This is a genomic window from Duganella violaceipulchra (genome assembly GCF_019166075.1).
GTDB lineage: Bacteria > Pseudomonadota > Gammaproteobacteria > Burkholderiales > Burkholderiaceae_D > Rugamonas > Rugamonas violaceipulchra.
In genome coordinates, this window is record NZ_JAHTGR010000006.1 from 72,930 (window position 1) to 98,694 (window position 25,765).

The 25,765-nt window shown below is 66.1% G+C and carries 20 protein-coding genes; 15 read left to right on the forward strand and 5 right to left on the reverse strand.

Annotated features, from left to right (window positions below; all coding sequences use genetic code 11):
• Window positions 1–124: 124 nt before the first annotated feature.
• Entirely contained in the window at window positions 125–2,500 is a 2,376-nt protein-coding gene (locus tag KVP70_RS12920; RefSeq protein ID WP_217942639.1) for a hypothetical protein, read from the forward strand.
• Window positions 2,494–3,249, forward strand: a complete 756-nt coding sequence (locus tag KVP70_RS12925) for a S1 family peptidase (RefSeq protein WP_217942640.1) — start codon at window positions 2,494–2,496, stop codon at window positions 3,247–3,249. Before KVP70_RS12920 ends, KVP70_RS12925 begins: the two co-directional genes overlap by 7 nt.
• Here KVP70_RS12925 and KVP70_RS12930 read toward each other — a convergent pair whose 3' ends face one another.
• Window positions 3,250–4,002: an N-acyl amino acid synthase FeeM domain-containing protein gene (locus KVP70_RS12930; protein ID WP_217942641.1), complete on the reverse strand. Its 753-nt coding sequence runs from the start codon at window positions 4,000–4,002 to the stop codon at window positions 3,250–3,252. It lies immediately after the preceding gene.
• Between the two features lie 107 nt (window positions 4,003–4,109).
• Window positions 4,110–4,718 carry an XrtA/PEP-CTERM system exopolysaccharide export protein gene (locus tag KVP70_RS12935; protein WP_217942642.1) on the reverse strand — a complete coding sequence of 203 codons (609 nt, stop codon included), beginning with the start codon at window positions 4,716–4,718 and terminating at the stop codon, window positions 4,110–4,112.
• A 157-nt stretch (window positions 4,719–4,875) separates the two neighbouring features.
• Between KVP70_RS12935 and KVP70_RS12940 the strand changes: the two genes are divergently transcribed.
• From KVP70_RS12940 to KVP70_RS13000, 13 genes are read left to right on the forward strand one after another with little or no spacing between them, the layout of a single operon-like run.
• Window positions 4,876–6,402 (forward strand): XrtA system polysaccharide chain length determinant, encoded by a 1,527-nt coding sequence (locus KVP70_RS12940; RefSeq protein ID WP_217942643.1) that lies wholly within the window; start codon window positions 4,876–4,878, stop codon window positions 6,400–6,402.
• Window positions 6,403–6,411: 9 nt separating this feature from the next.
• On the forward strand, window positions 6,412–7,176 hold the full coding sequence (locus KVP70_RS12945) for an XrtA-associated tyrosine autokinase (RefSeq protein WP_217942644.1): 765 nt from the start codon (window positions 6,412–6,414) through the stop codon (window positions 7,174–7,176).
• Window positions 7,177–7,210: 34 nt separating this feature from the next.
• A complete protein-coding gene (locus tag KVP70_RS12950; RefSeq protein WP_217942645.1) occupies window positions 7,211–8,689 on the forward strand; it encodes a TIGR03016 family PEP-CTERM system-associated outer membrane protein in 1,479 nt (492 codons plus the stop codon).
• A gap of 12 nt (window positions 8,690–8,701) precedes the next feature.
• The gene (wecB, locus tag KVP70_RS12955) at window positions 8,702–9,844 is read left to right on the forward strand and encodes a non-hydrolyzing UDP-N-acetylglucosamine 2-epimerase (RefSeq protein ID WP_217942646.1); all 1,143 of its coding nucleotides are present in this window, start codon (window positions 8,702–8,704) and stop codon (window positions 9,842–9,844) included.
• On the forward strand, window positions 9,844–10,677 hold the full coding sequence (locus KVP70_RS12960) for an XrtA system polysaccharide deacetylase (protein WP_217942647.1): 834 nt from the start codon (window positions 9,844–9,846) through the stop codon (window positions 10,675–10,677). The genes wecB and KVP70_RS12960 overlap by 1 nt, the downstream gene beginning before the upstream one ends.
• A complete protein-coding gene (locus KVP70_RS12965) occupies window positions 10,677–11,705 on the forward strand; it encodes a FemAB family XrtA/PEP-CTERM system-associated protein (RefSeq protein ID WP_217942879.1) in 1,029 nt (342 codons plus the stop codon). Before KVP70_RS12960 ends, KVP70_RS12965 begins: the two co-directional genes overlap by 1 nt.
• A 3-nt stretch (window positions 11,706–11,708) precedes the next feature.
• Window positions 11,709–12,938: a TIGR03087 family PEP-CTERM/XrtA system glycosyltransferase gene (locus KVP70_RS12970; RefSeq protein WP_217942648.1), complete on the forward strand. Its 1,230-nt coding sequence runs from the start codon at window positions 11,709–11,711 to the stop codon at window positions 12,936–12,938.
• The gene (xrtA, locus tag KVP70_RS12975) at window positions 12,935–14,506 is read left to right on the forward strand and encodes an exosortase A (protein ID WP_217942649.1); all 1,572 of its coding nucleotides are present in this window, start codon (window positions 12,935–12,937) and stop codon (window positions 14,504–14,506) included. The genes KVP70_RS12970 and xrtA overlap by 4 nt, the downstream gene beginning before the upstream one ends.
• Window positions 14,490–15,656: a TIGR03088 family PEP-CTERM/XrtA system glycosyltransferase gene (locus KVP70_RS12980; protein WP_217942650.1), complete on the forward strand. Its 1,167-nt coding sequence runs from the start codon at window positions 14,490–14,492 to the stop codon at window positions 15,654–15,656. Before xrtA ends, KVP70_RS12980 begins: the two co-directional genes overlap by 17 nt.
• Before the next feature lie 17 nt (window positions 15,657–15,673).
• A complete protein-coding gene (locus KVP70_RS12985) occupies window positions 15,674–17,599 on the forward strand; it encodes an XrtA/PEP-CTERM system amidotransferase (RefSeq protein ID WP_217942651.1) in 1,926 nt (641 codons plus the stop codon).
• Window positions 17,600–17,601: 2 nt separating this feature from the next.
• Window positions 17,602–18,810: a TIGR04063 family PEP-CTERM/XrtA system glycosyltransferase gene (locus tag KVP70_RS12990; protein ID WP_217942880.1), complete on the forward strand. Its 1,209-nt coding sequence runs from the start codon at window positions 17,602–17,604 to the stop codon at window positions 18,808–18,810.
• Window positions 18,807–21,278 (forward strand): glycosyltransferase, encoded by a 2,472-nt coding sequence (locus tag KVP70_RS12995; protein ID WP_217942652.1) that lies wholly within the window; start codon window positions 18,807–18,809, stop codon window positions 21,276–21,278. Before KVP70_RS12990 ends, KVP70_RS12995 begins: the two co-directional genes overlap by 4 nt.
• Before the next feature lie 13 nt (window positions 21,279–21,291).
• A complete protein-coding gene (locus KVP70_RS13000) occupies window positions 21,292–22,038 on the forward strand; it encodes a class I SAM-dependent methyltransferase (RefSeq protein ID WP_217942653.1) in 747 nt (248 codons plus the stop codon).
• On the opposite strand, the gene KVP70_RS13005 is transcribed toward KVP70_RS13000, so the two are convergent.
• From KVP70_RS13005 to KVP70_RS13015, 3 genes are read right to left on the reverse strand one after another with little or no spacing between them, the layout of a single operon-like run.
• A complete protein-coding gene (locus KVP70_RS13005) occupies window positions 22,035–23,219 on the reverse strand; it encodes a hypothetical protein (RefSeq protein WP_217942654.1) in 1,185 nt (394 codons plus the stop codon). The genes KVP70_RS13000 and KVP70_RS13005 overlap by 4 nt on opposite strands.
• A 2-nt stretch (window positions 23,220–23,221) precedes the next feature.
• Window positions 23,222–24,700, reverse strand: a complete 1,479-nt coding sequence (locus tag KVP70_RS13010) for an MBOAT family O-acyltransferase (protein WP_217942655.1) — start codon at window positions 24,698–24,700, stop codon at window positions 23,222–23,224.
• Window positions 24,690–25,763, reverse strand: a complete 1,074-nt coding sequence (locus KVP70_RS13015; RefSeq protein ID WP_229224790.1) for a glycosyltransferase family 4 protein — start codon at window positions 25,761–25,763, stop codon at window positions 24,690–24,692. Before KVP70_RS13015 ends, KVP70_RS13010 begins: the two co-directional genes overlap by 11 nt.
• Window positions 25,764–25,765: the final 2 nt, after the last annotated feature.

A 25,765-nucleotide genomic window follows, 5' to 3' on the forward strand; every position in this document is an offset into this window, starting at 1 on the left:
AGCGCTGTTGAGATGTCGCAAATCTGCGCCGATTGCGCCGCAAGGGCGCTCCGTTTGTGTTGAATCAAAGAGTCAGGCGACCAGAGTTCCTACCCTATCCCTACCGTTCGCCAAGGAGAGTCTCATGATGTGCGTCCGCCTCCTTTCCGTGGCGTTTTTTGGCGGATTGATCTTGGCGCTCGGCGTCTATCCCCTGCATGACAGCTGGCTGTCCGCCATCTTGCTGGGATACGGCGCCCTGCTGTGCTGGCGGCCCGCAGCGTGGCTGCTGGCCTTGCCGGCCTTGCTGCCCGTGCTGGACTTGGCGCCGCATACCGGCTGGTTCTTTCTGGAAGAAATCGACCTGTTCCTGTTGCTGACGGCTGGCGCCTGTTACTGGCGTCTCGATCTCACCGACACGCGACCGGCGTTTCCGCCGCTGTTCCGCTTCAGCTTGTGGTTGCTGGCCGGCGCCTGCTGCCTCGCGCTGTGGCGCGGATTGCAGCCGCTGCCACCGATTGACGCCAATTCCTTCAACAACTACCTGAGTCCCTACAACGCGCTGCGCGTCGGCAAGGCGTGGTTCTGGAGCTACGTGCTGCTGCCGCCGTTGAAGCAGGCGCTGGGTCCGAGCCTGGAAGGCTTGCGCCGTTTGCTGTTACCCGGCATGTTGATCGGCCTGCTATTGACGAGTGTCGCCGCGATATGGGAACGGTGGCAGTTTCCTGGGCTGCTCAATTTTTCCAGCGACTATCGCATCACGGCGCCGTTCTCCGCCATGCACACCGGCGGGGCCGCGTTGGACGGCTATCTGGCGATGAGCTTCCCTTTGCTGGCAACCTGGCTGTTCGACCACCAGCGGTCGGCGCGGCAGGCCGCAGCGTTGCTGATGCTGCCGCTGGCGCTGTACGCCGGCCTGGCGACCTTCTCGCGCGGGCTGTACGCCGCTTATGCGCTGGCCGCCCCCATCCTCGCCGCCATTCCCTTGATGACGTCGCTGCGCGCCGGGCCGGCCAGGCGCCGCTGGCGCGCGCCGCTGATCGTCGCCGCCGGCACCGCGCTGACCGCCTGCGTACTGGGCGTGGTATTTGAAAGCAGCGGCTATCGCGGCTTGGGGGCGGCCCTGGTTTTGTTGACGGCGTCTCTGATCGTCTCCGCCCTGCCCTTGCGGCCGCTCGTTCTGGCGAGCAGCTTGCTCTGCGGCGTCGTGGTCGCCGCAGGCTTGGCGTGGCTGTTGCCGGTCGGCGAACCGCAGGTGGCCCTACTGAAGAGTCCCTATCTGCTCTTTCTCGTCTGGTCCGCCGCGTTCGCACTGGCCGCCTGCCGCCGGCGTCCGCTGATGCCTTTGGCCATGCTGGCCTTGGCGGGACTGGCGGTCGATGCCGCATGGATCGCCTACCATCATGCCGGTGCTGCCACGCTGGCGCCGAGCGCCGGCCTGCTGCTGACGGCCATGTCGCCGCTTGCGCTCAACGTCCTGCGCCGGCGCCCGCTGTGGTCCCTGCGACACGGCAGCCTGACCGCTCTGATCAGCTGCGCCATGGTGCTGGCGACCGCCGTCCCGGTCTACAACGGCTACTTCGTCGCCGAGCGTTTTGCCAGCACCGCGAGCGATCTGTCGGGACGCTTCCGGCACTGGAGCAACGCGCTGGGACTGATGGATGACGATCTGGGTACCGCGATCCTCGGCGCGGGACTGGGCAAGTTCCCCGCCCTGTACTATTGGCGCAATCCGCAACACGAGGTACCGGCGAGCTATCGCTATCTGGATCAGGATGGCAATCGCTTTCTGCGCCTGTCCGCCGGCGCCTATCCTGCGGGTTATGGCGAACTGCTGCGCTTGCTGCAAATCCTACCCATCGAAAGCAATACATCCTACATCCTGGCGCTGGACCTATGGAACAGCGGCGCTCCCGCCTTCCTGCAAGTGAATCTGTGCGAACGCCAGTTGCTCTATCCGCAGGGCTGCATTCCTCTGCCCATGCGCCAGATCCCCTATGCGCCCTATTGGCAAAGGTATCAATTCCCCTTGTCGTCCGGCGCCCTGGGACACCCCGGCCGCCGGGTTCAGCTGGAAATCGCCGTGGAAGGCGGGCAGGCCGCGCTGGACATCGACAATGTGAGCTTGCGTCATGTCGACAGCCAGCATGAACTGGTACGCAACGGCACTTTCTCCGACGCCAACAACTACTGGTTCTTCAGCAGCGATCGCCATCACCTGCCCTGGCACCTCAAGAACCTGGGACTGAACCTGTATTTTGAAATGGGCTGGCCAGGGCTGCTGGCCTATGCCGGCCTGCTGTCAAGCGCCGCCGCCGAACTGCTGCGCTGCGCGCGCGACGGCGCGGATGCCGCCCAGGCGCTGGCGCTGCTGGCGGCGCTGGCCGCGTTCCAGGTCGTCGGCCTGTTCGACAGCCTGTTCGACGTCCCCCGCATCACCTTGTTATTGATGCTGCTGCTGTACGCCGCCGCACTGCGGCCCGCCCCTTCCATCCGTCCTGTTGCGAGCGCCCCATGTTGAAACCTATCTGTTGGCCGGCGTTGCTGGCCTTGAGCCTGGCCTTTTCCTCCTCCGCAGATGAACTCAGCCACACTATCGAGCTCGTCAAGCCATCCGTGGTTGGCATCGGCAGCTTTCAAAAAACCCGCAGCCCGGCCCTGCAGTTTATCGGATCGGGCTTCGTGATCGAAGACGGTTTGACCGTCGTGACCGCCGCCCATGTGGTCAACGAATTGTTGCGCACCGATCAGGGCGAGAACCTGGGAATACTGGTGCGCCAGGGCGAATCCGCCCAGTTCCGCGCCGCCGCCGTGTCGATGATCGACAAGGAGCACGACCTCGCCCGCCTGCGGGTGCAGGGCGCGCCGATTCCCGCCCTCCGAATGGGCGACTCGGCCAGGGTGCAGGAGGGGAAATCGCTGGCCTTTATGGGTTTCCCCCTCGGCATGGTGCTCGGCCTGCGTCACGTGACCCATCGCTGCATCGTATCGGCGATTACACCCGTGGCCATGCCCTCGCTCAGCTCAAGCAAGCTCGACGGAAAGCTGCTGAACCAGCTGCAAAGAACGCCCTACGCCGTGTTCCAGCTCGATGGCACGGCCTATCCGGGCAATAGCGGCAGTCCCTTGTTCGATCCCGACACCGGCGAGGTGATCGGCGTGGTCAACATGGTATTCGTCAAGGGCGTCAAGGAAGCGGCGATCTCCGCGCCCAGCGGCATCGCCTACGCCATCCCCGCCAGCCTGCTCGAACCGCCGCCGCCCAAGTAGTCAGGTCTTGCCGGCGATCAGACGCCCGGTGATGCCGGGTTCGTCCCAGGTCGGGAAGAAATACGGGTAGAACGAACGCTCCGTGGTTTGCTGCTCCATCATGCCGCCGAACTTCCGGATCTGTTCACCCATATAGTCCAGCTGCAGGCGCAGCAGCACGGCCGGCGCGCCGACCCGCGTACAGGGCCGTTCGCCACCGAAATCGCGAAAGCCCAGCATGCGTTTGTAGAACATGACATGGCGCGGATTGACCTCGATCACGTAGTCGGTATAGCCGTGGATATTGTGCGCATAGATATAGGAGATGTGGATCAGCGCAGCGAATACGCGCTTGGACACCCCCTTGTCGATCGCCAGCCGCGAAGGCTCGCACAGGCGCCGGTGCTGGCTGCGCAGATCGTCCAGCTTGTCCCGGAAGTTTTCATCGGCGGGCAAGCCCACCTCCCCGCTGTCCAGGCACAGCGACATGGTGCCGACGGTCTGTCCGCCGGTTTCCGCAAACAGCGTGATCTTGTTCAGCGCGTGACTGGCGTTGGGGTCGACCGAGTAGCCGCGCCACCCGTACATTTTCTTGAGCAACAAGCTGGCCGCTTCGCGCCGCCCCTGCGAGTTGGCCATACGGATGTGGAAGATCTGCTGGTCTATGGTGTGGTCCAGTTCCTTGCTGGTTTCGCCCTCGCCGACCACGAGGTCGCGCAGGCCTGGACCGGCCTCAAAAGAAACTATTGCGTCGTCATGTTGCACGGTTGGCATCCTGTCAGGTCTGTCGGCCAGCTGTCGGCAAAGGACAAACTGGGCTCATGCTCTTCAGACCTGCCTTGTGGATGAAAAGTTCCCCGAAATTCAAAATATTTTTGCGCTCAGAACCAACTCTCGGGGATCACCAATACGTCACCGGGCAACACCGCTACGTTGGCAGAAATATCGCCGTCGCGCAACAGGTCCTGCAAGCGCACAGGCAAGCTCTGCCGTGTGCCGTTCACGGTGCGGATGATGTTGGCTTTGTTGCCGGCGGCGAAGTCCGTGACGCCGCCCACGGCGATCAGCACGTCCATCAGCGACATACCCTGGCGATAGGCCAGCGCCTGCGGCTTGGCCGCCTGGCCGATGACGCGGATCTGCTGGTCGTACGGGCCGACGAAACTGGTGACGATGACGGTCGCCATCGGCTGCTGTATGTATTTTTCCAGCGCTTTTTCCACATCGCGCGCCAACTGGGTCGAGGTCTTGCCGGCCGCCTGCAAGTCTTCCACCAGCGGCGTGGTGATTTTCCCGTCCGGCCTGACCGGCACGCTGACCGACACTTCCGGATTGCGCCAGACATTGATGTTGACCACGTCGCCGGCGCCGATCAGGTAATCGCCCTGGGGGGGCATCGGCGCTTCCGGCGCCAGTGCGACGCGGTGCGCGCAAGCTGCCAGCAGCAACGCCGGCAACGTAGAAAAGGCAATACGCAGAATAGTATGCATGACGAATCCCGTTTGAATAGACCGGATTCCATGATTGAGAAAAGCCGTCCGCCGCTGCTTGATCTGGCTCAATCACTGCCCAGTTAAGAAAAGAACGCCATATTCCGAGCCATATAATTTGGATTCACCTTCGCCGAGCTACTGGAGAAAACACATCATGGAGCAGATGATTAGCCAGTTGTTAATCAGCTTGCAGGGGATATGGAAATATCGCTGGTATGCGATCGCCGTCATGTGGCTGGTGGCGCTGGCCGGCTGGACCAAGGTGGCGCTGCTGCCCGACGATTATCAAACCACCGCCAGGGTCTTTGTCGACACCCAGAGCATATTGAAGCCGCTATTGTCCGGCATGACCAGCGTGCCCAACGTCGAGCAGCAGGTTTCCATCATGAGCCGCACCTTGCTCAGCCGCCCGAACGTCGAGCGCGTGATGCGCATGGTGGACCTGGATCTGAATGCCAAGACCGCGCGCGATCACGAGCAGCAACTGGACGAATTAATGAGCAAGATTAAAATCGGCGGCACCAACACTTACGACATCTACACCATCACCTATAACAACCGCAATCCGAAACTGGTGCGCGACGTCGTGCAGGCGCTGCTGACGATATTCGTCGAGGGCAGTTTCAAAGGGAAGAACGGCGAAACCAGGAAAGCCGTGCAATTCATCGACGAGCAGATTAAATCCTATGAAGACAAACTTATTGCGGCGGAGAATTCGGTCAAGGAATTCAAATTAAAGAATAATGGCCTGTTGCCACGCCAGGGCGTCGACTACAGCAGTCAGATTATGCAGTCGGCGGACACGCTGAACGCCGCCCGGCTGGAGTTGCTCGAAGCCGAGCAGGCGCGCAACGCCATCCGCAGCCAGATCAGCGGCGACGAGCCGGTGCTGGGCGCCGACATCAACCCCGCCAGCATCGACAGTCCCGAGCTCGACGGACGTATCGCCGCGCTGAACAAAAACCTCGACGCCTTGCGCATGCAATACACCGAGCTGCATCCGGACATCATCGCCGCCAAGCGCCTGGTGGCGCAGCTGGAGGCGCGCAAGATCGAGGAAAGCAAACTCAAGCCAGCCGGCGACCCGGGCAAGAACTACAGCCCGATGCTGCAACAACTGAAGGTCGCGCAGACCGAGGCCGACGCCAAGGTGGCGGCCGTCAGCGCCCGCGTGCAGGAGTACACCGCCCGCCACCAGCGGCTGTTGGCGCAGGCGAACGCGGTGCCGGAAGTCGAGTCCGAGCTGGCCCAGCTGAACCGCGACTACCTGATCAACAAGGACAACTATGAAAAACTGATCGGACGGCGCGAAGCGGCCAAGCTGTCGGGCGAGCTGAGCTCCAACACCGAGATGATGGCCTTCAAGATCATCGATCCGCCCACGGTGCCGCTGCTGCCGGCGGGCCCGAACCGGGTCTTGCTGTCGAGCCTGGTGCTGGGCGGCGCCTTGCTGACCGGCTTGGCGGCGGCCTTGCTGATCAGCCAGGTACGCCCCACCTTCCTCAGCCCCAGCGAGCTGCGCGAACGCACGGGGCTGCCGGTGCTGGGCACGGTGTCCATGAACTGGACCGACGCCCAGAAGATCAAACGCAAACGTGGCCGCTATGTCTTCGGCACCGCCCTGTCCTCTCTGTTTGTAGCCTACGGCGCCGTGCTGGCGATGGCGACGTTCCGATTTTAGGAGTAGCGCATGGAGCAATCCACCGAACCTACCATGTCCGGCAACGGCGCGCCGCGCCATATCGAGATCAATCTCCAGCGGCTCAGCCAGCTGGGCATGGTGACCCACGACGGCGGCCGCACGCCGGTGGCCGAGGATTTCCGCATCATCAAGCGGCCGTTGCTGCGCAACGCCCGCGGCGATCGCGACGTCCCCGCTCTGCGTCACGGCAATCTGATCGTCGTCACCAGCGCCCTGCCCGGCGAAGGCAAGACCTTCTGCGCGGTCAATCTGGCGATGAGCATCGCGATGGAAATGGATATCACGGTGTTGCTGGTGGACGCGGACGTGGCGCGGCCGTCGGTGCTCAAGGTGCTGGGCCTGCCGGCCGAGCCAGGCTTGATGGACATCCTGCTGCGCGAGCGCACCGAACTGTCCGACGTGATCCTGCGGACCAATGTCGCCACGCTCAGCATCCTGCCGGCCGGACGCGCCAACAAGCACGCCACCGAACTGCTGGCCAGCCGCAGCATGAGCCGGCTGCTGACCGAGATCGCCGAACGCTACGCCGACCGCATCGTCATCTTCGACTCGCCGCCGCTGCTGATGACCACGGAAGCGAGCGTGCTGGCGGCGCAGATGGGGCAGATCGTCATGGTGGTCGAGTCCGAGACGACCAGCCAGCACGCGGTCAAGGAAGCGCTGCGCCACATCGAGCACTGTCCGCATGTCAATCTGATCTACAACAAGAGCAAGGCTTTTCCCGGCGGCGAATACTATGGTTATTATGATTAACCTGGCTCCGCGCGGCGCCCCGTATCAGCTCAGCATGCTGGTTTTACTCTCGCTGCCGGCCTGCGCCATTCCGGCCGAGTGGACCGTCACGCCCACGGTGCGGCTGCGGGAATCGTATAGCAACAATATGAACCTGGCGCCGTCCGACCAGGCGCGCGGCGAGTTCACCACCGAGCTCTCGCCCGGCATCGCCATCAGCACCAGCGGTCCACGGCTCAGCCTCGCACTGGACTATTCGCTGCAAAGGATAGCCTACACCCGCCGGGCCGACCGCAACACCCAGCAACTCGACGCCAGCGGCCACGCCGAGGTGCTGCCCGAATGGCTGTACCTGGACGCCCGTTCCAGCATCAGCCAGCAAAACATATCGGCCTTCGGTCCACAGTTGGTCGATCCGGCCCAGGTCACCGGCAACAACAGCACCGTGCGCGCCACCAGCCTCAGTCCCTACCTGAAACACTACTTCCATGGCCTGGCCACCGCGCAACTGCGCTACGACTACCAGCGCGTGAGCAGCGGCCGCCTGATGAATGTGCACAGCGACGACACCAGCCTGCAGCTGACCGGCGACAACGGCGGCCAGGGCTGGAACTGGGCCCTGCGCGCCAACCGCAAGAATATCGACGACGTCACGCTGCCCACCGTCACCATGAGCGACGTCGCGCTGACGCTGAGCTATCCGCTCAACAGCCGCCTGTCGCTGTCTGCCACCGGCGGCTACGAAAAGAACGACTATCACTCGAACAGCGCCCAGCCGCAGGGCCGCCACTGGTCGCTGGGCGGCAACTGGACGCCGTCGGCGCGCACCAAGGTGGCCGCCAGCGTCGGACGCCGCTATTTCGGCAACACCTACAGCCTGGACGCGGGCTACCGCCTGCGCAGCATGTACTGGACGCTCAATTACAACGAGGACATCACCACCACCCACGGCGAGTTCCTCAGCATTCCGCCGACCGGCCTGGGCGATTTCCTGGACCAGCTGTGGGCCACCCGCATCCCCGACCCGCAGGCCCGCCTGCAAACCATCAAGCTGTTCCTGCTGGTGTCGCAGCTGCTGGGACCCAACGGCAGCGTCAACTTCTTCAGCCATCGCTACTATCTGCAGAAGGACTTGAAGCTGGCGACGGTGTACAGCGGCCCGCGCAGCGCGCTGGCGTTCACCCTGGGCAGCAGCCGCCGCACCGCCCAGACCAGCAACGCCATCGACAGCCCCTTGCTGGGCCCTGACCAACTGGCGCTGGAAGACCGCACCCGCCAGAACACCGCCCAGGCGGGCTGGAACTACCGCATGTCGCCGCGCAGCAACCTCACCGTCGGCGCCAGCCTCAGCAGGGCTGAATCGCTGAGCACCGGCCGCACCGACCGCAACAGCGCGCTGACCGTGTCCCTGACACATCAACTGCAGTCCAAGGTCAGCGTCAGCGTCGATCTGCGCCATGTCCGCCACAGCAGCAATGCCGGCGGCAACTACCGTGAAAACGGCATCGGCGCGGCCTTGATGGTCGCCTTTTGAGAGGAACCAGCCATGCCTACACCCGCCCGCATCGTCTGCGTAGTCGCCGCCCGCCCGAACCTGATGAAGATGGCGCCCATCCTGCGCGCCCTGGCCGGGTCCGACTATCCGCTCGAGTCCGTGCTGGTCCACACCGGCCAGCACTACGACGCCGACATGGACGGCGAATTCTTCACCGCGCTGGAGATGCGCGCGCCGGACGTGCAGCTACAGGTCGGCTCGGGCAGCCACGCGGTGCAGACCGCGCTGGTCATGCAGCGCTTCGAGCCGGTGCTGGACGCCAGCGCGCCGGCGGCCGTGCTGGTGGTCGGCGACGTCAATTCCACGCTGGCGTGCGCGCTCACGGCCGCCAAGAAAAACATCCCGGTGCTGCATGTCGAGGCCGGCCTGCGCAGCTATGACCGCGCCATGCCGGAGGAGATCAACCGCATCCTCACCGACCAGCTGTCGACGCTGCTGTTCACCAGCGAGGCGAGCGGCATGAGCAATCTGCAGCGCGAAGGCATACCGGCGGCGCGCATCCATTTTGTCGGCAACGTCATGATCGACACACTGCAGCGCGAACTGGCGCGGGCCACGCCGGTGCTGGACGTGTTGCGCCAGGTCCATCTGGCCGGCTTCCTCCAGCCCGACAGCCGCTACGCCCTGTTGACGCTGCACCGGCCGTCCAACGTCGACGATCCGCGCCGCTTGCGCCTGCTGATGGAAACCATCGTCAGGCTCAGCGATGAGGTGCCGGTACTGTTTCCGCTGCACCCGCGCACCCGCGCCATGCTGCAGCAATATGAACTCGGTCACCTGCTGGACGTGCCGCGCGTCGCCTGCCTGCCGCCACAATCCTACCGCGCCATGCTGGGCCTGATGAAATCGGCCAGCCTGGTGCTGACCGATTCCGGCGGCGTGCAGGAGGAAACCACGGCGCTCGGCGTGCCCTGCCTCACGCTGCGCGACAGCACCGAGCGGCCCGTCACGGTCACCGAGGGCAGCAACGCCATCGCCGGCCGCGATCCGGCCGTCATCCTGGCGCTCAGCCGCGACATCCTGCGCTACGGCGGCAAGGCCGGACGCATCCCCGCCTGCTGGGACGGCCACGCCGCCGAACGCATCGCCGGCCGCATCGGTCACTGGCTGGCCGCCGCCCAGGAGGCAAGCTGATGCGCAACGCCTTGTCGATCGACGTCGAAGACTATTTCCAGGTGTCCGCCTTCGCCGGCCACATCCGCCGCGCGGACTGGGCCACATTGCCGTGCCGGGTCGAACGCAATGTCGACCTGATCCTCGGCCTGCTGGCGCAACAGCGCACCCACGCCACCTTCTTCACGCTGGGCTGGATCGCCGAACGCTATCCGACGCTGGTACGCCGCATCGTCGCAGGCGGCCACGAGCTCGCCAGCCACGGCTACGCCCACCTGCGCGCCAACGAGCAGACGCCCGCGCAATTTCTCGACGACATACAGCGCAGCAAGCAACTACTTGAACAGCTGAGCGGCACCGCCGTGCTCGGCTACCGGGCGCCCAGCTTTTCCATCGGCGCCGCCAACCTGGCGGCGCTGGACAGCTTGTACGCCGCGGGCTACCGCTACAGCTCCAGCATCTATCCGATCCGCCATGACCACTACGGCATGCCGGACGGCGCGCGCTTCGCCTGGCGCCCGCGCGGCGAGTACGGCGTGCTGGAACTGCCGATCAGCACCATACGCCTGTTCGGACGCAACTGGCCGGCCGGCGGCGGCGGCTACTTCCGCCTGCTGCCCTACGCGGCGTCCCGCTGGGCCTTGCGGCGTATCAATTCGGTCGACGGCCAAGCTGGCATATTCTATTTTCATCCGTGGGAACTCGATCCCGGCCAACCCCGCCAACACGGCATCGCCTTCAAGACCCGGTTTCGCCATTACCTCAACCTGCACCGGATGGAGGGGCGCATCGTCCATCTGCTGCGCGATTTTCAATGGGGCCGGATCGACCACCTCTTTCTGGGAAATGCATGATGCAGTGGAGCGTAAAACAGATGGGGCCGCAAGACCACGCGCGCTGGGACGCCTTCGTGCAACGCTGCCCCGACGCCACCTTCTTTCATCGCGCCGGCTGGCAGCGGGTGATAGAAACCGCTTTCGGCCATCCCACCTGGTATCTGTATGCGGAAGCGGCCGGACAGATCCAGGCCGTGCTGCCGCTGGCCCAGGTCAACAGCCGCCTGTTCGGCAACACCCTGTGCTCGCTGCCGTTCTGCGTCTACGGCGGCGTTGCCGCGCTGGAGGAAGGCGCCGCCGCCGCGGTCGACCAGGCGGCCCAGCAACTGGCGCGTCGCCTGCGGGTCGACCACCTCGAATACCGCCAGCTGCAATCGATCCACGCGGACTGGCTGCACAAGGACCTGTACGCCACTTTCCGCAAGCCGCTCGCCGCCGACCCTGAACAAAACCTGCTGGCCATCCCCCGCAAGCAGCGCGCGATGGTGCGCAAGGGCATGGCGGCCGGCCTGAGCAGCGTGATCGACGCCGATACCGACCGTTTCTACGCCAACTACGCCACCAGCGTGCACCGCCTGGGCACGCCGGTGTTCAGCCGCCGCTATTTCCGCACCTTGCAGCAGACCTTTGGCGACGACTGCGAAATCCTCAGCGTCCAGCACGGCGACCGTGCGATCTGCTCGGTGCTGAGTTTCCATTTTCGCGACGAGATCCTGCCCTACTACGGCGGCGGCGGCGAGGCCGCCCGTGTCCACGCCGGCAACGATTTCATGTACTGGGAAGTGATGCGGCGCGCTACCGAGCGCGGCCGCCGTCTGTTCGACTTCGGCCGCAGCAAGTACGGCACCGGCGCGTTCGCGTTCAAAAAGAACTGGGGCTTCGAGCCGCAGCCGCTGCGCTACGACTATCAACTGCATCGAGGCAAACAGCTAAAGGACGTCCAGCCCTTGAATCCGCGCCTGCAACTGCTGATACGGGCGTGGCGCATGCTGCCCTTGTCGCTGGCCAATGCGATCGGCCCCCACATCGTGCGGCAACTGGGCTGACCCATGCGCGACCTGCTGTACTTGACGCACCGCATCCCCTACCCTCCCAACAAGGGTGACAAGATCCGCGCCTACCACGTGCTGCGCTACCTACAGCGCCATTTTCGCGTGCACCTGGGCAGCTTCATCGACGATCCCGCCGATCTGGCCCATGCCGGGCACCTGGCGGCCGAGTGCGCCAGCACCTGCTTTGTCCGCCTCCACCCGCGCCTGGCACGGCTGGCCAGCATACCGGCGCTGTGGCGTGGCGAAGCCCTCAGCGTCGCCTACTACCGCCACCCGCAACTGCGCGACTGGGTCGCCGCCACGCTGAAGCGCCACCGCATCGATAGCGCGCTGGTCTTTTCCGGCCCGATGGCCCAATACCTGCCGGCGCGCACCGCGCGCGGCCCGCTGCACCGGGTGCTGGACCTGGTCGATGTCGACTCGGAGAAATGGCAACACTACGCCGATGACCGGCCTTGGCCGCTGTCCTCGCTGTACCGGCGCGAAGGCCGCAGCTTGCTGGAATTCGAACGCGCCGCCGCCCGCAGCTTCGACCAGACCTTGCTGGTCTCGCGCGCCGAGGCCGAACTATTCCGCCTGCGGGCGCCGGAATCGGGCCACAAGACCGGCTATTTCAGCAACGGCGTCGACTGCCAGTATTTTTCGCCGCAGCCCGGCGCGCCGGATCTCTACCTGGGCGCCCGCGTGCTGGTGTTCACCGGCGCCATGGATTACTGGCCGAATATCGACGCCGTCTGCTGGCTGGCCCGGCGCGTCATGCCCACGCTGCGGCAGGAATTTCCTGATCTGCAGTTCCACATCGTCGGCGCACGTCCCGCTGCGGCGGTCACGGCGCTGGCTCGCCAGCCGGGCATCCATGTCAGCGGCACGGTGCCCGATATCCGTCCCTATCTGCAGCACGCCGCGCTGGCGGTCGCGCCGCTGCAAATCGCGCGCGGCATCCAGAACAAAGTGCTCGAGGCCATGGCCATGGGCAAGACCGTGGTGGCGACACCGCAAGCCCTGGAAGGACTCACCGCCGTGCCGGGACGCGATCTGCTCTGTGCCACCGGGGCCGTCGAGTTCATCCAACACATCGGCCGGCAGTTGCGGACGGAAAACAGCCTCGGGGCAGCGGCCCGCCAGCACGTGCTGCGCGACTACCAGTGGCACAGCAATCTCGAACGGCTGGGCGTCGTGCTCTACGTCACCGAGCCTGAGCGCCATTCCGCGGAGCCGATGCCATGACCGCCGTCTTGTCGCCCGCTCCGGCGCCGCAGGCCGAGCCCGCGGCCAGCCCGGCGCAGGCCTGGCCGCACGGCTGCCTGCTGTTGGCGCTCGCCGCGCTGCTGGCCGCTTACTGGCCGACCGTCGCCGCCATGATCAACTTGTGGTGGCATTCACAAACGTTCGCCCACGGCTTTGTGGTGCCGCCGGTCTGTCTCTGGCTGATCTGGCGTCAGCGCGCAGAACTGGCCCGCCTGCCATTGCGTCCCGCGCCGGCCATGCTGTTGCCGTTGGCGTTGTTGGGCCTGCTCTGGTTGCTGGCCACGGTCGCCAACGTGCCGGTGCTGCAGCAGTACAGCCTGGTCGCCATGGTGGCCGCACTGGTGGCGCTGATACTGGGTTGGCGCTACGCGTACGCCATCTCCTTCGCCCTGGCTTATCTGCTGCTGGCCGTTCCGTTCGGCGAAGTGTTCATCTCGCCGCTGATAGAGTTCACCGCGAGCTTCACGGTCGGCGCGCTGCAACTGGTGGGCATCCCCGTCTTCCGCGACCATAGCTTCCTGTCGCTGCCTAGCGGAAACTGGTCGGTGGAGGAAGCGTGCAGCGGCCTGCGCTATCTGATCGCTTCGGTCGCCCTCGGCACGCTGTACGCCTACCTGACCTACCACGGCCGCTGGCGCCGGGCCGCCTTCATCGTCGTCGCGCTGCTGCTGCCCATCCTTGCCAACGGCCTGCGCGCCTTCCTGATCGTTTTGATTGGCCACTACAGCAATATGACCTTGGCCGTCGGCATAGACCATCTGATCTATGGCTGGGTATTTTTTGGCGTGGTCGCAAGCGCGATGTTCTGGGTAGGCGCGCGCTGGCGCGATGCCAGCCCGCCGACACCGCGTGCAGCGACCGCCAATCCGCCAGGCCAGGCGCCGGCAACGCGGCCGTCCGCTTGCCTGGCCGCGGCGCTGGCGGGGGTGCTGTGCGTCGCCCTGTGGCCGCTGCTGGCCCAGTTGATCCTTCGCCCGCCGACCGATCAACGCTACGCCGTCACGCCGCTGACACTGGCACCGCCACCCGCGCCGTGGCGGGCCAGCGCCATGCAGGCCGGCGACTGGCGCGCCCGGCATGCGGGACAACCCCAGCGCTGGTCGGCCAATTACAGCGACGGCGTGCAACAGGTGTCGCTGCAACTGACGTGGTATCGCCACCAGGCCAAGGGGGAAGAGCTGCTGACCCAGGTATGGACGGCGCCGGCCGACGGCCCGGCGTGGAAGGAGACGGCCGAAACCAGCCGGCAAATCCACCTTGGCCAGCAAGTTCTCCGGGTGCGCCAAACCACCGTCCAGGCCGGCGAAAGCAAGGTGCTTGTGTGGCGCTGGTACCGCCAGGCGCAGCGCGACACCGCCAGCCCCTTGCTGCTCAAGCTGTTGCTGGCGCGCAGCAAACTACTCGGCGGCGCCGACAACGGCGCCGAGATCGCGCTCGCCGCGCGCTATGACGAGCAAGCCGAGCAGGCCGCACTCGCCATGCAGGCGCTGCTGTCGGCCATGCAGCCGGCCATCGAACAAGGATTTGCCCATGTCGCCGGACGCTGAACTGGTCGCCGCGCCGTTGATCGTGCACCTGATCCATCGCCTCGACGTGGGCGGCCTGGAGAACGGCTTGATCAACCTGATCAATCACCTGCCGCCCGAGCGCTACCGCCATGCCATTGTCTGCCTGCGCGACTACACCGACTACCATCTGCGCATTCAGCGGCCCGGCGTCGAGATCATCAGCATCAACAAGCGCGAGGGCAAGGATTGGGGCCACTATCTGCGCTTGTTCCACACCTTGCGGCGGCTGCAGCCGCTGCTGATCCACACCCGCAACCTGTCCGGCATCGAAGGCCAGTTGCTGGCCGCAGTGGCGGGCGTGCGCCTGCGCGTGCATGGCGAGCACGGCCGCGACATGGACGACCTGTACGGCGTGAGCCGCAAATACCGCTGGCTGCGCAAGCTGCTGCGGCCATTGATCGGACATTTCATCGCTGTCAGCAAGGACCTGGAAGCCTGGCTGATCGGCACGATCGGCGCCCGGCCGCAACACGTGACCCACATCTGCAACGGCGTCGACAGCCTGCAATTCCATCCGCGCCTGGGGCCGCCGGCCGCCGTCGGCCCGCCGGGCTTTCTATGTGAGGACGCCTTCGTCATTGGCAGCGTCGGCCGCATGGCCGAGGTCAAGGACCACCTGTCGCTGGTGCAAGCGTTCATCCTGCTGATCGCCGAACACGCGCTGCCGCGCGACCGCCTGCGCCTGCTCATCGTCGGCGACGGCCCCTGCCGTCACGCCTGCCAGGAGCTGCTGGGCCAGGCCGGCATGGAAGAGCTGGCCTGGCTGCCGGGCCAGCGCGACGATATCCCGCAACTGATGCGGGCCATGGACGTGTTCGTCCAGCCGTCGCTGGCCGAAGGCATGTCCAACACCATCCTGGAAGCGATGGCGACCGGCTTGCCGGTGGTGGCCACGGCGGTCGGCGGCAATCCGGACCTGGTCTACAGCGGCTGGACCGGCACCCTGGTGCCGGCGCGCGCGCCGGCCATGCTGGCCGACGCCCTCAACGACTATTACCGCCTGCCGGCGCTGGCCGGCAGCCACGGCCAGCGCGGACGCCGGCGGGTGCTGGACGAATACAGCCTCAACGCCATGGCCGACGCCTACCTGGCCGTCTACGACGCCCTCGCCGCCCCCCCAGCAACGTGACCGATGAAAGGACCGCCATGTGCGCCATCGCAGGGATCTACGATCTATACCGTCATGCCGACATCGACGCCGGCCTGCTGCACGCCATGACCGAGCGCCAGCGCCACCGCGGCCCCGACCAGGGCGGCACCCATCTGGAGCCGGGCATAGGGCTGGGCCACCGGCGCCTGGCTATCATCGACCTGGGCGGCGGCCAGCAGCCCCTGTTCAACGAAGACCACAGCGTGGCCGTGGTCTACAACGGCGAGATCTATAATTTCCAGCCGCTGATGCGCGAGTTGCAGCTGTTCGGCCACACCTTCCGCACCCACTGCGACACCGAGGTCATCGTCCACGCATGGGAACAATGGGGCGAGCGCTGCGTCGAGCGTTTTCGCGGCATGTTCGCCTTCGCGCTGTGGGACCGCCGCCAGCAGACGCTGTTCCTGGCGCGCGACCGGCTGGGCGTCAAGCCGCTGCACTATGCGCTGCTGGACAACGGCCAGCTGCTGTTCGCCTCGGAGATCAAAGCCTTGCTGCTGCACGATGGCTTGCGGCGCCAACTCGACCCGCTGGCGGTCGAGGATTACTTCGCCTACGGCTACATCCCCGAACCGCGCACCATTTTCCGCCAGGTGCGCAAGCTGGCGCCCGGCCACACGCTGCTGCTGCGCAAGGGCCAGCCCTTGCCGGCGCCGCGGCGCTACTGGGACATCCCCTTCGAAGTCCAGCCGGCGCTGGGCGAAGCGCAGGCCGCCGACGAATTGCTGGCGCGCCTGCGCGAGGCGGTGCGCATCCGGCTGGTGGCCGAAGTGCCGCTGGGCGCCTTCCTGTCCGGCGGCGTCGATTCCAGCGCCGTGGTGGCGTTGATGGCGCAGGCGTCGGCGGAGCCGGTCAACACCTGCTCGATTTCCTTCGGCGACCCTAAGTTCGACGAAACGTCCTACGCGCAAATGATCGCCGAACGCTACGGTACCCGCCACCACGTGCAGCGCGTCGAACAGGACGATCTCAGCCTGGTCGATCGTCTGGCCGGCCTGTACGACGAACCCTATGCCGACAGTTCCGCGCTGCCGACCTACCGCGTCTGCGAACTGGCGCGCCAGCGCGTGACGGTGGCCTTGTCCGGCGACGGCGGCGACGAGAACCTGGCCGGTTACCGGCGCTACCGCTGGCATCTGCACGAGGAGCGCTGGCGCACCATGTTGCCGCTGGGCCTGCGCCGGCCGCTGTTCGGCACCCTCGGCCGCCTCTATCCCAAGGCGGACTGGGCCCCACGTCCGCTGCGCGCCAAAACCACCTTCGAGTCGCTGGCCAGAGACAGCGTGGCGGCCTATTTCCACAGCGTCAGCATCATGGACGACAAAATGCGCCAGGCCCTGTTCAGCCCCGCGCTCAAGCGCGACCTGGCCGGCTACCACGCGCAGGAAGTGCTGTACCGGCACGCCCGCGACTGCCCTGCCGAGGACGCGCTGTCGCGCATCCAGTACCTGGACCTGAAAACCTATCTGCCGGGCGACATCCTCACCAAGGTCGACCGCGCCAGCATGGCGCACGGGCTGGAGGTGCGGGTGCCCTTGCTCGACCATCGCCTGGTCGAATGGATGTCCAGCCTGCCGCCGGAACTGAAGCTGCGCGGCGGCATCGGCAAATACCTGTTCAAGCGCGGCCTCGAGCGGCACCTGCCCAAGGAGCTGCTGTATCGTAACAAGATGGGCTTCTCGGTCCCGCTGGCGGCCTGGTTCCGTGGCCCGCTGCGGGCCCACCTCGAACGCAGCCTGCGCAGTCCGGTGCTGGCCGATTGCGGCCTGTTCAATCTCAAGCAGGTGCAAACGTTGCTGGCGCAGCACCTGTCCGGCCGCAGCGACCACAGCGCGCCACTGTGGTCCTTGTTGATGTTCGAATCCTTCCTGCGCCAGCTGCCAGCGGCCGCGCCGCGCAACCTGGTCCGGCAGGCAGCATGAAGATGCGTGTGCTGCACATCCTCGATCATTCGCTGCCGCTGCACAGCGGATACGCCTTCCGCACGCTGGCGATACTGCGCCAGCAGCGCAAGCTGGGCTGGCACACCATCCACCTGACCAGCGCCAAGCAGGGCGACGGCCAGCGTGAACAGGAAATCGACGGCTGGCATTTCTTCCGCACCCAGCCGCTGCGCCGCTGGTGGGCGCGGCTGCCGCTGCTGCGCCATTGGGGCGCGGTGCTGGGCTTGCAGCAGCGCCTGATGACGATCGCCGCCAAGGCGCGCCCGCACGTGCTGCACGCGCACTCGCCCGCGCTCAACGGCGTCGCCGCGCTGCGCGTCGGGCGCGCGCTGGGCATACCGGTGGTCTATGAAATCCGCGCGTTCTGGGAAGACGCCGCCGCCGACCACGGCACCAGCCGCGCCGGCGGCCTGCGCTACCGCCTGACGCGCGCGCTGGAAAGCCACGTGCTGCGCCGGGCAGACGCCATCACCACCATCTGCGAAGGCTTGCGCGACGATATCATCGCGCGCGGTATCCCGGCCGCCAAGGTCACGGTGATACCGAACTCGGTCGATGGCGAGCAGTTTTCGGCGGCCTCCGCCACACCGCAGCAGCTCGGACTCAGCCTGGGCCTGGACGGCCATCTGGTGCTCGGTTTCATCGGCTCGTTCTACGCCTACGAGGGCCTGGCGCTGCTGATCGCGGCGATGCCGCGCCTGCTGGCCAGCGCGCCGTCCGTGCAGTTGCTGCTGGTCGGCGGCGGCCCGCAGGAGGCCGAATTGCGCGCGCTGGTCGAGCGCCTGGGTTTGCGCGGCCAGGTCAAGTTCGCCGGCCGCGTGCCGCACGAACGCATCGCCGACTACTACCAGCTGACCGACATCCTGATCTATCCGCGCCTGCCGATGCGGCTGACGGAACTGGTGACGCCGCTCAAGCCGCTGGAGGCCATGGCCCAGGGCCGGCTGGTGGTGGCGTCGGACGTCGGCGGCCACCGGGAACTGATCGAGCATGGCCAGACCGGCGTGCTGTTCAAGGCCGGCGACGCCGAGGCCCTGGCGGCCCAGGTACTCGACCTGCTCCAGCACGCCGAGCGCTGGCCGTCGCTGCGCCAGCGCGCGCGCGCCTACGTGGAAAACGAACGCAGCTGGCCAGCCACGGTGGCTCGCTATGGCCCCATCTACCAGCGCCTGCGCGCGCACACCGCATGAACGGCCCGCAACCGCTGCCCGCCGACAGCCGCGCCACGCCGCTCACAGGCGTGCGGATCGCGCTGGTGGGGCCGCTGCCGCCGCCGGCTGGCGGCATCGCCAACCAGACCGAGCAGCTCGCCAGGCTGCTGCGCGAGGCCGGCGCCGAGGTCGAACTGGTCCAGGTCAACGCGGCGCCGCGGCCGGCGTGGCTCGGGGCGGTGCGCGGACTGCGCGCGGCGCTGCGGCTGGCGCCCTACCTGTGCCGCCTGTGGCGCGCGGCCGGCCGGGCGCAACTGGTGCACGTGATGGCCAATTCGGGCTGGTCATGGCACTTGCACGCCGCGCCGGCGATCTGGATCGCCCGTTGGCGGGGCAAAGGCGTGCTGGTCAACTATCGCGGCGGCGAAGCCATGACCTTCCTCAAGCGCCGCGCCGCCGTGGTCCGCTATAGCATGGCCAGGGCGCACGCGCTGATTGTGCCGTCGGCCTTCCTGGCCGAAGTCTTCTCCTTGCACGGCATGAGTGCGCAGATCGTGCCCAACATCGTCGATCTGGCCCGCTTTTACCCGGCCGGCCCGGCGGCGGCGCCCGCCACCATCCTGGTCGCCCGCCATCTGGAGCCGCTCTACGACCAGGCGACGGCGCTACGCGCCTTCGCCATCGTGCGCCGCAGCTTGCCCGAAGCCCGCCTGACCATCTGCGGTGACGGCCCCGAATTGCAGCGTTTGCAGCAATTGGCCCACACGCTGGCGCTGGGCGCTGCGCTGCGCTTCACCGGCAAGCTGGACAACGCCGCCATGGCCGCCCTGTACCGCCAGAGCAGCCTGGCGCTCAATCCCAGTCTGGCCGACAACATGCCCATCTCGATACTCGAGGCCTGGGCCAGCGGCGTGCCGGTGGTCAGCACGGCGGTCGGCGGCGTGCCGTATCTGGTGCGCGACGGCGTCAACGGCCTGCTGGTGCCGCCGCAAGACGCGCAGTCCATGGCCGAGGCCATGCTGGCCATCCTGCTGGCGCCCCAGCTGGCGCGGACGCTGGCCGAGGCCGGCAAGCTCGAAGCCCGGCGCTACGCCTGGCAGCAAGTCGCGCCCCTGCTGCTGGCGCAATACCGGCGCGTGCTCAGGCGTCCACCGGCCGGCGGCTACACGGCGCTGGTGTCGCGCCTGCTGTTTCCGCTGCATGAAATGCTCAAGCAACACCGCAGCGTGGCCCTGCGCCGCCAGATGGAACACAGCCAGTGGTGGCCGCCGGAACGGCTGGAAGCGCTGCGCGTGCAGCGCCTGCGCGCGCTGCTGCTGCACACGTCGGAACATGTGCCCTATTTCCGCCAGCTCTACGCCAGCCACGACTTCGACGTCACCCGCGTGCAAGACCTGCGCGACCTGCGCAGCCTGCCCATCATCCACAAGGCCGACATCAACCACCACCGCGACGAGTTCGTCGCCGACAATGCCGGGCCGCTGCAGCGCTTCAACACGGGCGGGTCCAGCGGCGAACCGTTGATCTTCTACCAGGGCAAGGACCGCGTCAGCCACGACGTCGCCGCCAAATGGCGCGCCACGCGCTGGTGGGGCGTCGACATCGGCGATCGCGAGGCCTTGATGTGGGGCTCGCCCATCGAACTGAAGGCGCAGGACCGCTGGCGCATGCGGCGCGACCGGCTGCTGCGCAGCCTGCTCCTGCCGGCCTTCGATTTGTCGGCCGCCCGCCTCGACGACTATCTGCGCCGCCTGCAGCGCCAGCGGCCGGCCATGCTGTTCGGCTATCCGTCGGCCATGTGCCTGCTGGTCAAGCACGCGCAGGCGCGCCGGATTGCGCTTGATGGACTGGGCGTCAAAGTCGTGTTCGTCACTGCTGAACGGCTGTACGACGAGCAGCGCGCCCTGCTTGAACAGGCGTTTGCCGCGCCGGTCGCCAACGGCTACGGCGGCCGCGACGCGGGCTTCCTGGCCCATGAATGCCCGGAAGGCGGCATGCATATCACCGCCGAAGACGTCATCCTGGAAATCGTCGACGCGCAAGGCGCACCGGTCGCGCCCGGCGACAGCGGCGCCATCGTGGTCACCCACCTCGCCAGCCGCGACTTCCCCTTCATCCGCTACGCCACCGGCGACGTCGGCGCGCTCGACACCTGCCCATGCCCGTGCGGACGCGGCCTGCCGCTGCTGAAGCGGGTCGAGGGTCGCGTCACCGATTTCGTCGTGGCGCGCGACGGCACGGTCATGCACGGCCTGGCACTGATCTACGTGCTGCGCGACCTGCCGCAGATACGCGCCTTCAAGATCATCCAGGAAAACCTGGACATCACCCGCGTGCTGCTGGTCAGCGTGAGCGGCTTGCCGGCGCTGATCAGGATAGACATCATCCGCCAGTTCCGCGCCCGTCTTGGCGCGTCAGTGGAAATACTGATTGAAGAGGTGGCCGAGATACCGGCCGAAGCGTCAGGCAAACATCGTTACGTCATCAGCAAGGTAGTCGCCAACTAAACCAGGAGCCGTCATGTCCCTACTCGCCTTCCCCGCGCTGGCCTTGCTGCTGGCGGTCTCGTTGTATGCGCTACACAAGCTGCGCCACGTGCACGTGCTGCTGTACGATGTGCGCGACCAGCATCGCAACGACCAGGCCGGTTTGTTCCGTCAATTGGAGGCCCTGCAAGGCCTGTACGTCGAACTCGATCTGAAACACAGCTTGCCGCCGACGCGGGGCTGGGCCGCGTCGCCGGACTTTCTGCTGGAAGTGGCGCGCCATGCGCGCTCCTTGCAGCAGGCGACGGTGGTGGAATGCAGCAGCGGCATCTCCACCCTGGTGCTGGCCCGCTGCATGCAGTTGAATGGAGGCGGCAAAGTCTACAGCCTGGAGCACGACCGCCATTTCGCCGCGCAGACGCGCGCCCAGCTGCGCCGCCACGGGCTGCAGGATTGGGCCACCGTGATCGACGCGCCGTTGACGCCGCACGACATCGATGGACAGGCCTGGCCCTGGTACGATCTGGCCCGGCTCCCCGAGCCGCTGGCCGTCGACCTGCTGGTGATCGACGGCCCACCGCAGGCGACCCGCCCGCTGGCGCGCTTCCCGGCCGGGCCGCTGCTATTCCCGCGCCTGCGTGCCGGCGCCGCCGTCTTCCTGGACGACGCCGCGCGGCCGGACGAGCAGGAGATTCTGCAGCGCTGGCGACAGGCGTTTCCGGAACTGGCATACACCCAGCAGACCTGCGAAAAAGGATGCGCGGTCCTGCGCAAGGGCTAGCGTTCTGCGACGACGGCGCGCACCATCCCGATCTCCACCGGGTGGAAGCGGTGATAGCGCTCGCGCGCCAGGCGCATCGCCGCTTGATGCCCGTCCAGCTTGTCCGGACTGAGCTCGACACCAAAATCGGCCGGCACGTCGCCGCCGCCAAACATCCGCGCCAGCATTATGTCGCCCACCTTGCTGCGATAGTGCGAAGTCTCCCAGTAGTACTGCATGGCGGGCTGCTTGCTCACTTGCGGGATGGCCTCGGTCGTTACGCTGTTGAATCCGGAAAAGTCAACGATGCGCAGATCGCAGCCCACGGCGCGATACCGTTGCCCCATGCCCGCCAGCGATCGTTGCCAGGCTTCCATGGCCCGCCACTTGCCGGACCAGTACAAGGCGTCGACGGTCATCGCGTGGGTGGGGTTGAGATACAGGCGGACCCGGGTTCCGGCCTTGCAGAGCTCGGCCATGCTGCGGTCCAGCGCCCGCATCGCCTCGTCCGTCGGCCCCGCGCCGCGCAGGAACTCCCGCACCCGCGGAACGATGGCGGCACCGGTCCCGCCCAGTCCCTCGATGCGTTCGTGCACGCAGGCGTCGTCGCGCTGCCCGAACGACGCCAGGCTGGAATGGCAAACGCTGCCGAAGGTCCCGCGCAGCACACGGATGGAATCGGCCGTCATGTCAAAGGCCAGGGCCCGCCTGGCATTGATCAACATCCGCCGCCACAAATAAAAGGGCCCGTCTGCCACCAGTTCGCGGTCGAAGTCCGTATTACCGACCTCCAGCGTGAACGAGGGTGCGTCGATGCCCCACACCAGGGTTTTCAGCCGCCCCACCCGTGCCGCATGGTCCACCATTGCCATCGCATCACCCAGCGAGGCACCGGACAGCGCGCCGTTGAACACGTCCTGGTCGGCAAACGGCGCAGCCCTGGTCGGCAAGCCCAGTTCCGTGCGGGAATTGCCGACGTACAGCACCACGGGCTTAAATTTCGCCAAGGCATAGGTCTTGCCCCAGGCGCTGAGCTTTTCCCTGCCCGGCCGCAGTTGCTGAAGCCGCGGCGTCTGCCATTGATGGGTCAGATACGGATCGACCGCGTAATTCAAGCCCGTGACCGCGGCGATCACCAGGACGCTGCTGGCGCAAAATACGCTGACATAGTTGCGCCATTCGGCGCCGGCTTGCTGGCTCATGATCAGAATTGAAAATAGAGGAATTCGCTGACCCGGTTCATGCTGAACAGGCAACCGAGAAACAACAGGGAAAACGCCAGGCTCCATGCCCGGCGTGGACGCCAGGTCCAGTGCCAGCGTCGCGGCGCGGCAAAGAACTGTTCAATGCACGGCGCGTAGTGGCGGAAGATTTCCTGCGTGTTCGGCGCCATCAAGGCCAGCACCATCGCCAGCATCAGCACCGGCACCGCGCTGCCGCCGAAATCTATCCAGCGGATGCCCGAAAAACTGAGACCGGCGGGCAAGTAGGACGCATAGCCAGCCAGCCCACTCGGCAGGGCCACCCCGTTCGCTCCGGCCATTGCGCCCAGGATACCGGCGGCGGTCGTCAGGTCAGGCGCCCGGAACACCGCCCACGCAGCCACCACGGCCAGGAAGGTCAGCCACCTGCCCCACCAGCGCGGCGGTCCTTCGCCCGCCAGCGCCAGCCAGCCGCGATAGCCGACCAGATACACGCCGTGCAAGCCGCCCCACACGACGAACGTCCAGCCAGCGCCATGCCATAGTCCACCGAGCAGCATGGTCAGCATCAGGTTGCGATAGCGGTGATGGCGATTACCGCCCAGCGGCACATACAGATAGTCCCGCAGAAAGCGCGACAAGGTCATATGCCAACGCCGCCAGAACTCACCGATGTTGCGCGCCTGGTAGGGAGAGTTGAAATTTAGCGGCAATTTCACACCGAACAGCCGGGACAGGCCGATCGCCATATCGGAATAACCGGAGAAGTCGAAATAGAGTTGCATGGTGTAGGCCAGCGTGCCGATCCACGCCTCCACCAGCTGCGGATGGGCACCGGCGGCAAATACCGGCCCCACCAGCGTCGATAGCGGATCTGCCAGCAGCACTTTCTTGGCCAGGCCCAGCACGAAGATCGACAGGCCCACCGCGACATCGGCCGCATTCAAGCCCGGCGGGCGCTCGAATTGCGGCATCATTTCCTTGTGATGCAGCACCGGCCCGGCGATCAGATGCGGGAAATAGCTGACGAACAAGGCGTAGTGCACGAAACGGTATTCGCCAGCCTTGCCCCGGTAGCAATCGAGCAGGAAGGCGATCTGCGTAAAGGTAAAGAAGGAAATGCCAATCGGCAGCAACACCTCCCATCCGCGCGCAGGCGCACCGGTCAACGCATAGACGTTGTCCATGAAGAAGTTCGCATACTTGAAGTAAGCTAGCAAGGCCAGGTTGGCCGTCAGCGCCGGCAGCAGCCAGCGCCGGCGCCGGACCGCCGCCTGCATGCGGCTGGCGGCCCAATAATTGAACAGGATGGACAGCATCAGCAAGGGCAGATACCGCAAGTCCCAGTAGCCGTAAAAGAATAGCGACGCCAGCGCCAGCCAGCCGATCGCCCAAGGCGGGTTCATACGCGCCAGCAAGTAATAGCCGGCCAATACCACCGGCAAATACAGGAACAGGAAACTGAAGGAATTAAACAGCACGGCGCGCCTCTTGCTCGCGGCGCGTCCTGTGATACAGCTCGGTATAACAGGCCACCATCTGCTCGGCGACACGCTGCCAGCTGAACCGTTCGACCAGGGCGCGCACCTGCGCGCGGTCCGGCGGATGCGCCAGCAAGCCCTCCACGGCAAGCCGCAATCCGGCAGTATCGTCCCACGGCAATTGTTTTACCGCGAAGGCGCTGTCGGGCAGGCTGAGCGCGCTCTCATCGGTCATCACCACCGGCGTGCCGGCCGCCAGCGCCTCCAAGACCGACAAGGGAAACACCTCGCCCTGGCTGGGCAGGGCCAGCACGGAGGCGCTGGCGTAGGCGCTGGCCAGCAGCGGATCGTCATGCTCCAGCTGGCCCAGCCAACGTACCCGCGGCTGCGCCAGCAATTGCTGCAGATAGTTCTGGTGCTGACGCTGCGCCCGGCCGATCAGCACCACCGGCAATGCTGTCGACGCCAGCGCCCGCACCAGTCCCAGCTGGTTCTTGTAGGGCGAAATGGCCCCCACCATCAGCACAAATGGCCCGCACAACCCGGTGCAACGCCGGAACTCTTCCTGCCGCGCGCCAAAGAAGTGCGGGCTGATGCCATTCGGCAGCACACGGATCTTCGCCTCGGCGATCTGGAACGCGCTGACGATCGCGTCGCGTTCGGCCGCGCCCAGCGCAATCACCATGTGCGCCAGTTGCAAGGCGCACTTGGTTTGCGCGTAACTGGTTTGCACGTTCCATCCGGTCAGGCGGCCGGTCAGCCGGTCGGCCAGCCGGGCACGCATGCCATCGAGCCGCCCCCACCCCGGCGACAGCACCGACGACAACACCACCGGCACCCCGAGCTCGACCGCCAGTTCCACCAGGCGGTGATTGCCGTTGATCGCGGAGAAAACATGTATCAGGTCGAACTGATCCAGGCGCTCCCGGTTGGCGTCGACCAGCGCCACCTCCAGGCCGGGCGCCGATCGCTCTTGCAGGGCGCGCATGGTGGCGCGCACCTGCACCTGCAACCCACCCTCGCGCTGGAACAGCATGGGATACGACAGCATACCTACACGCATAA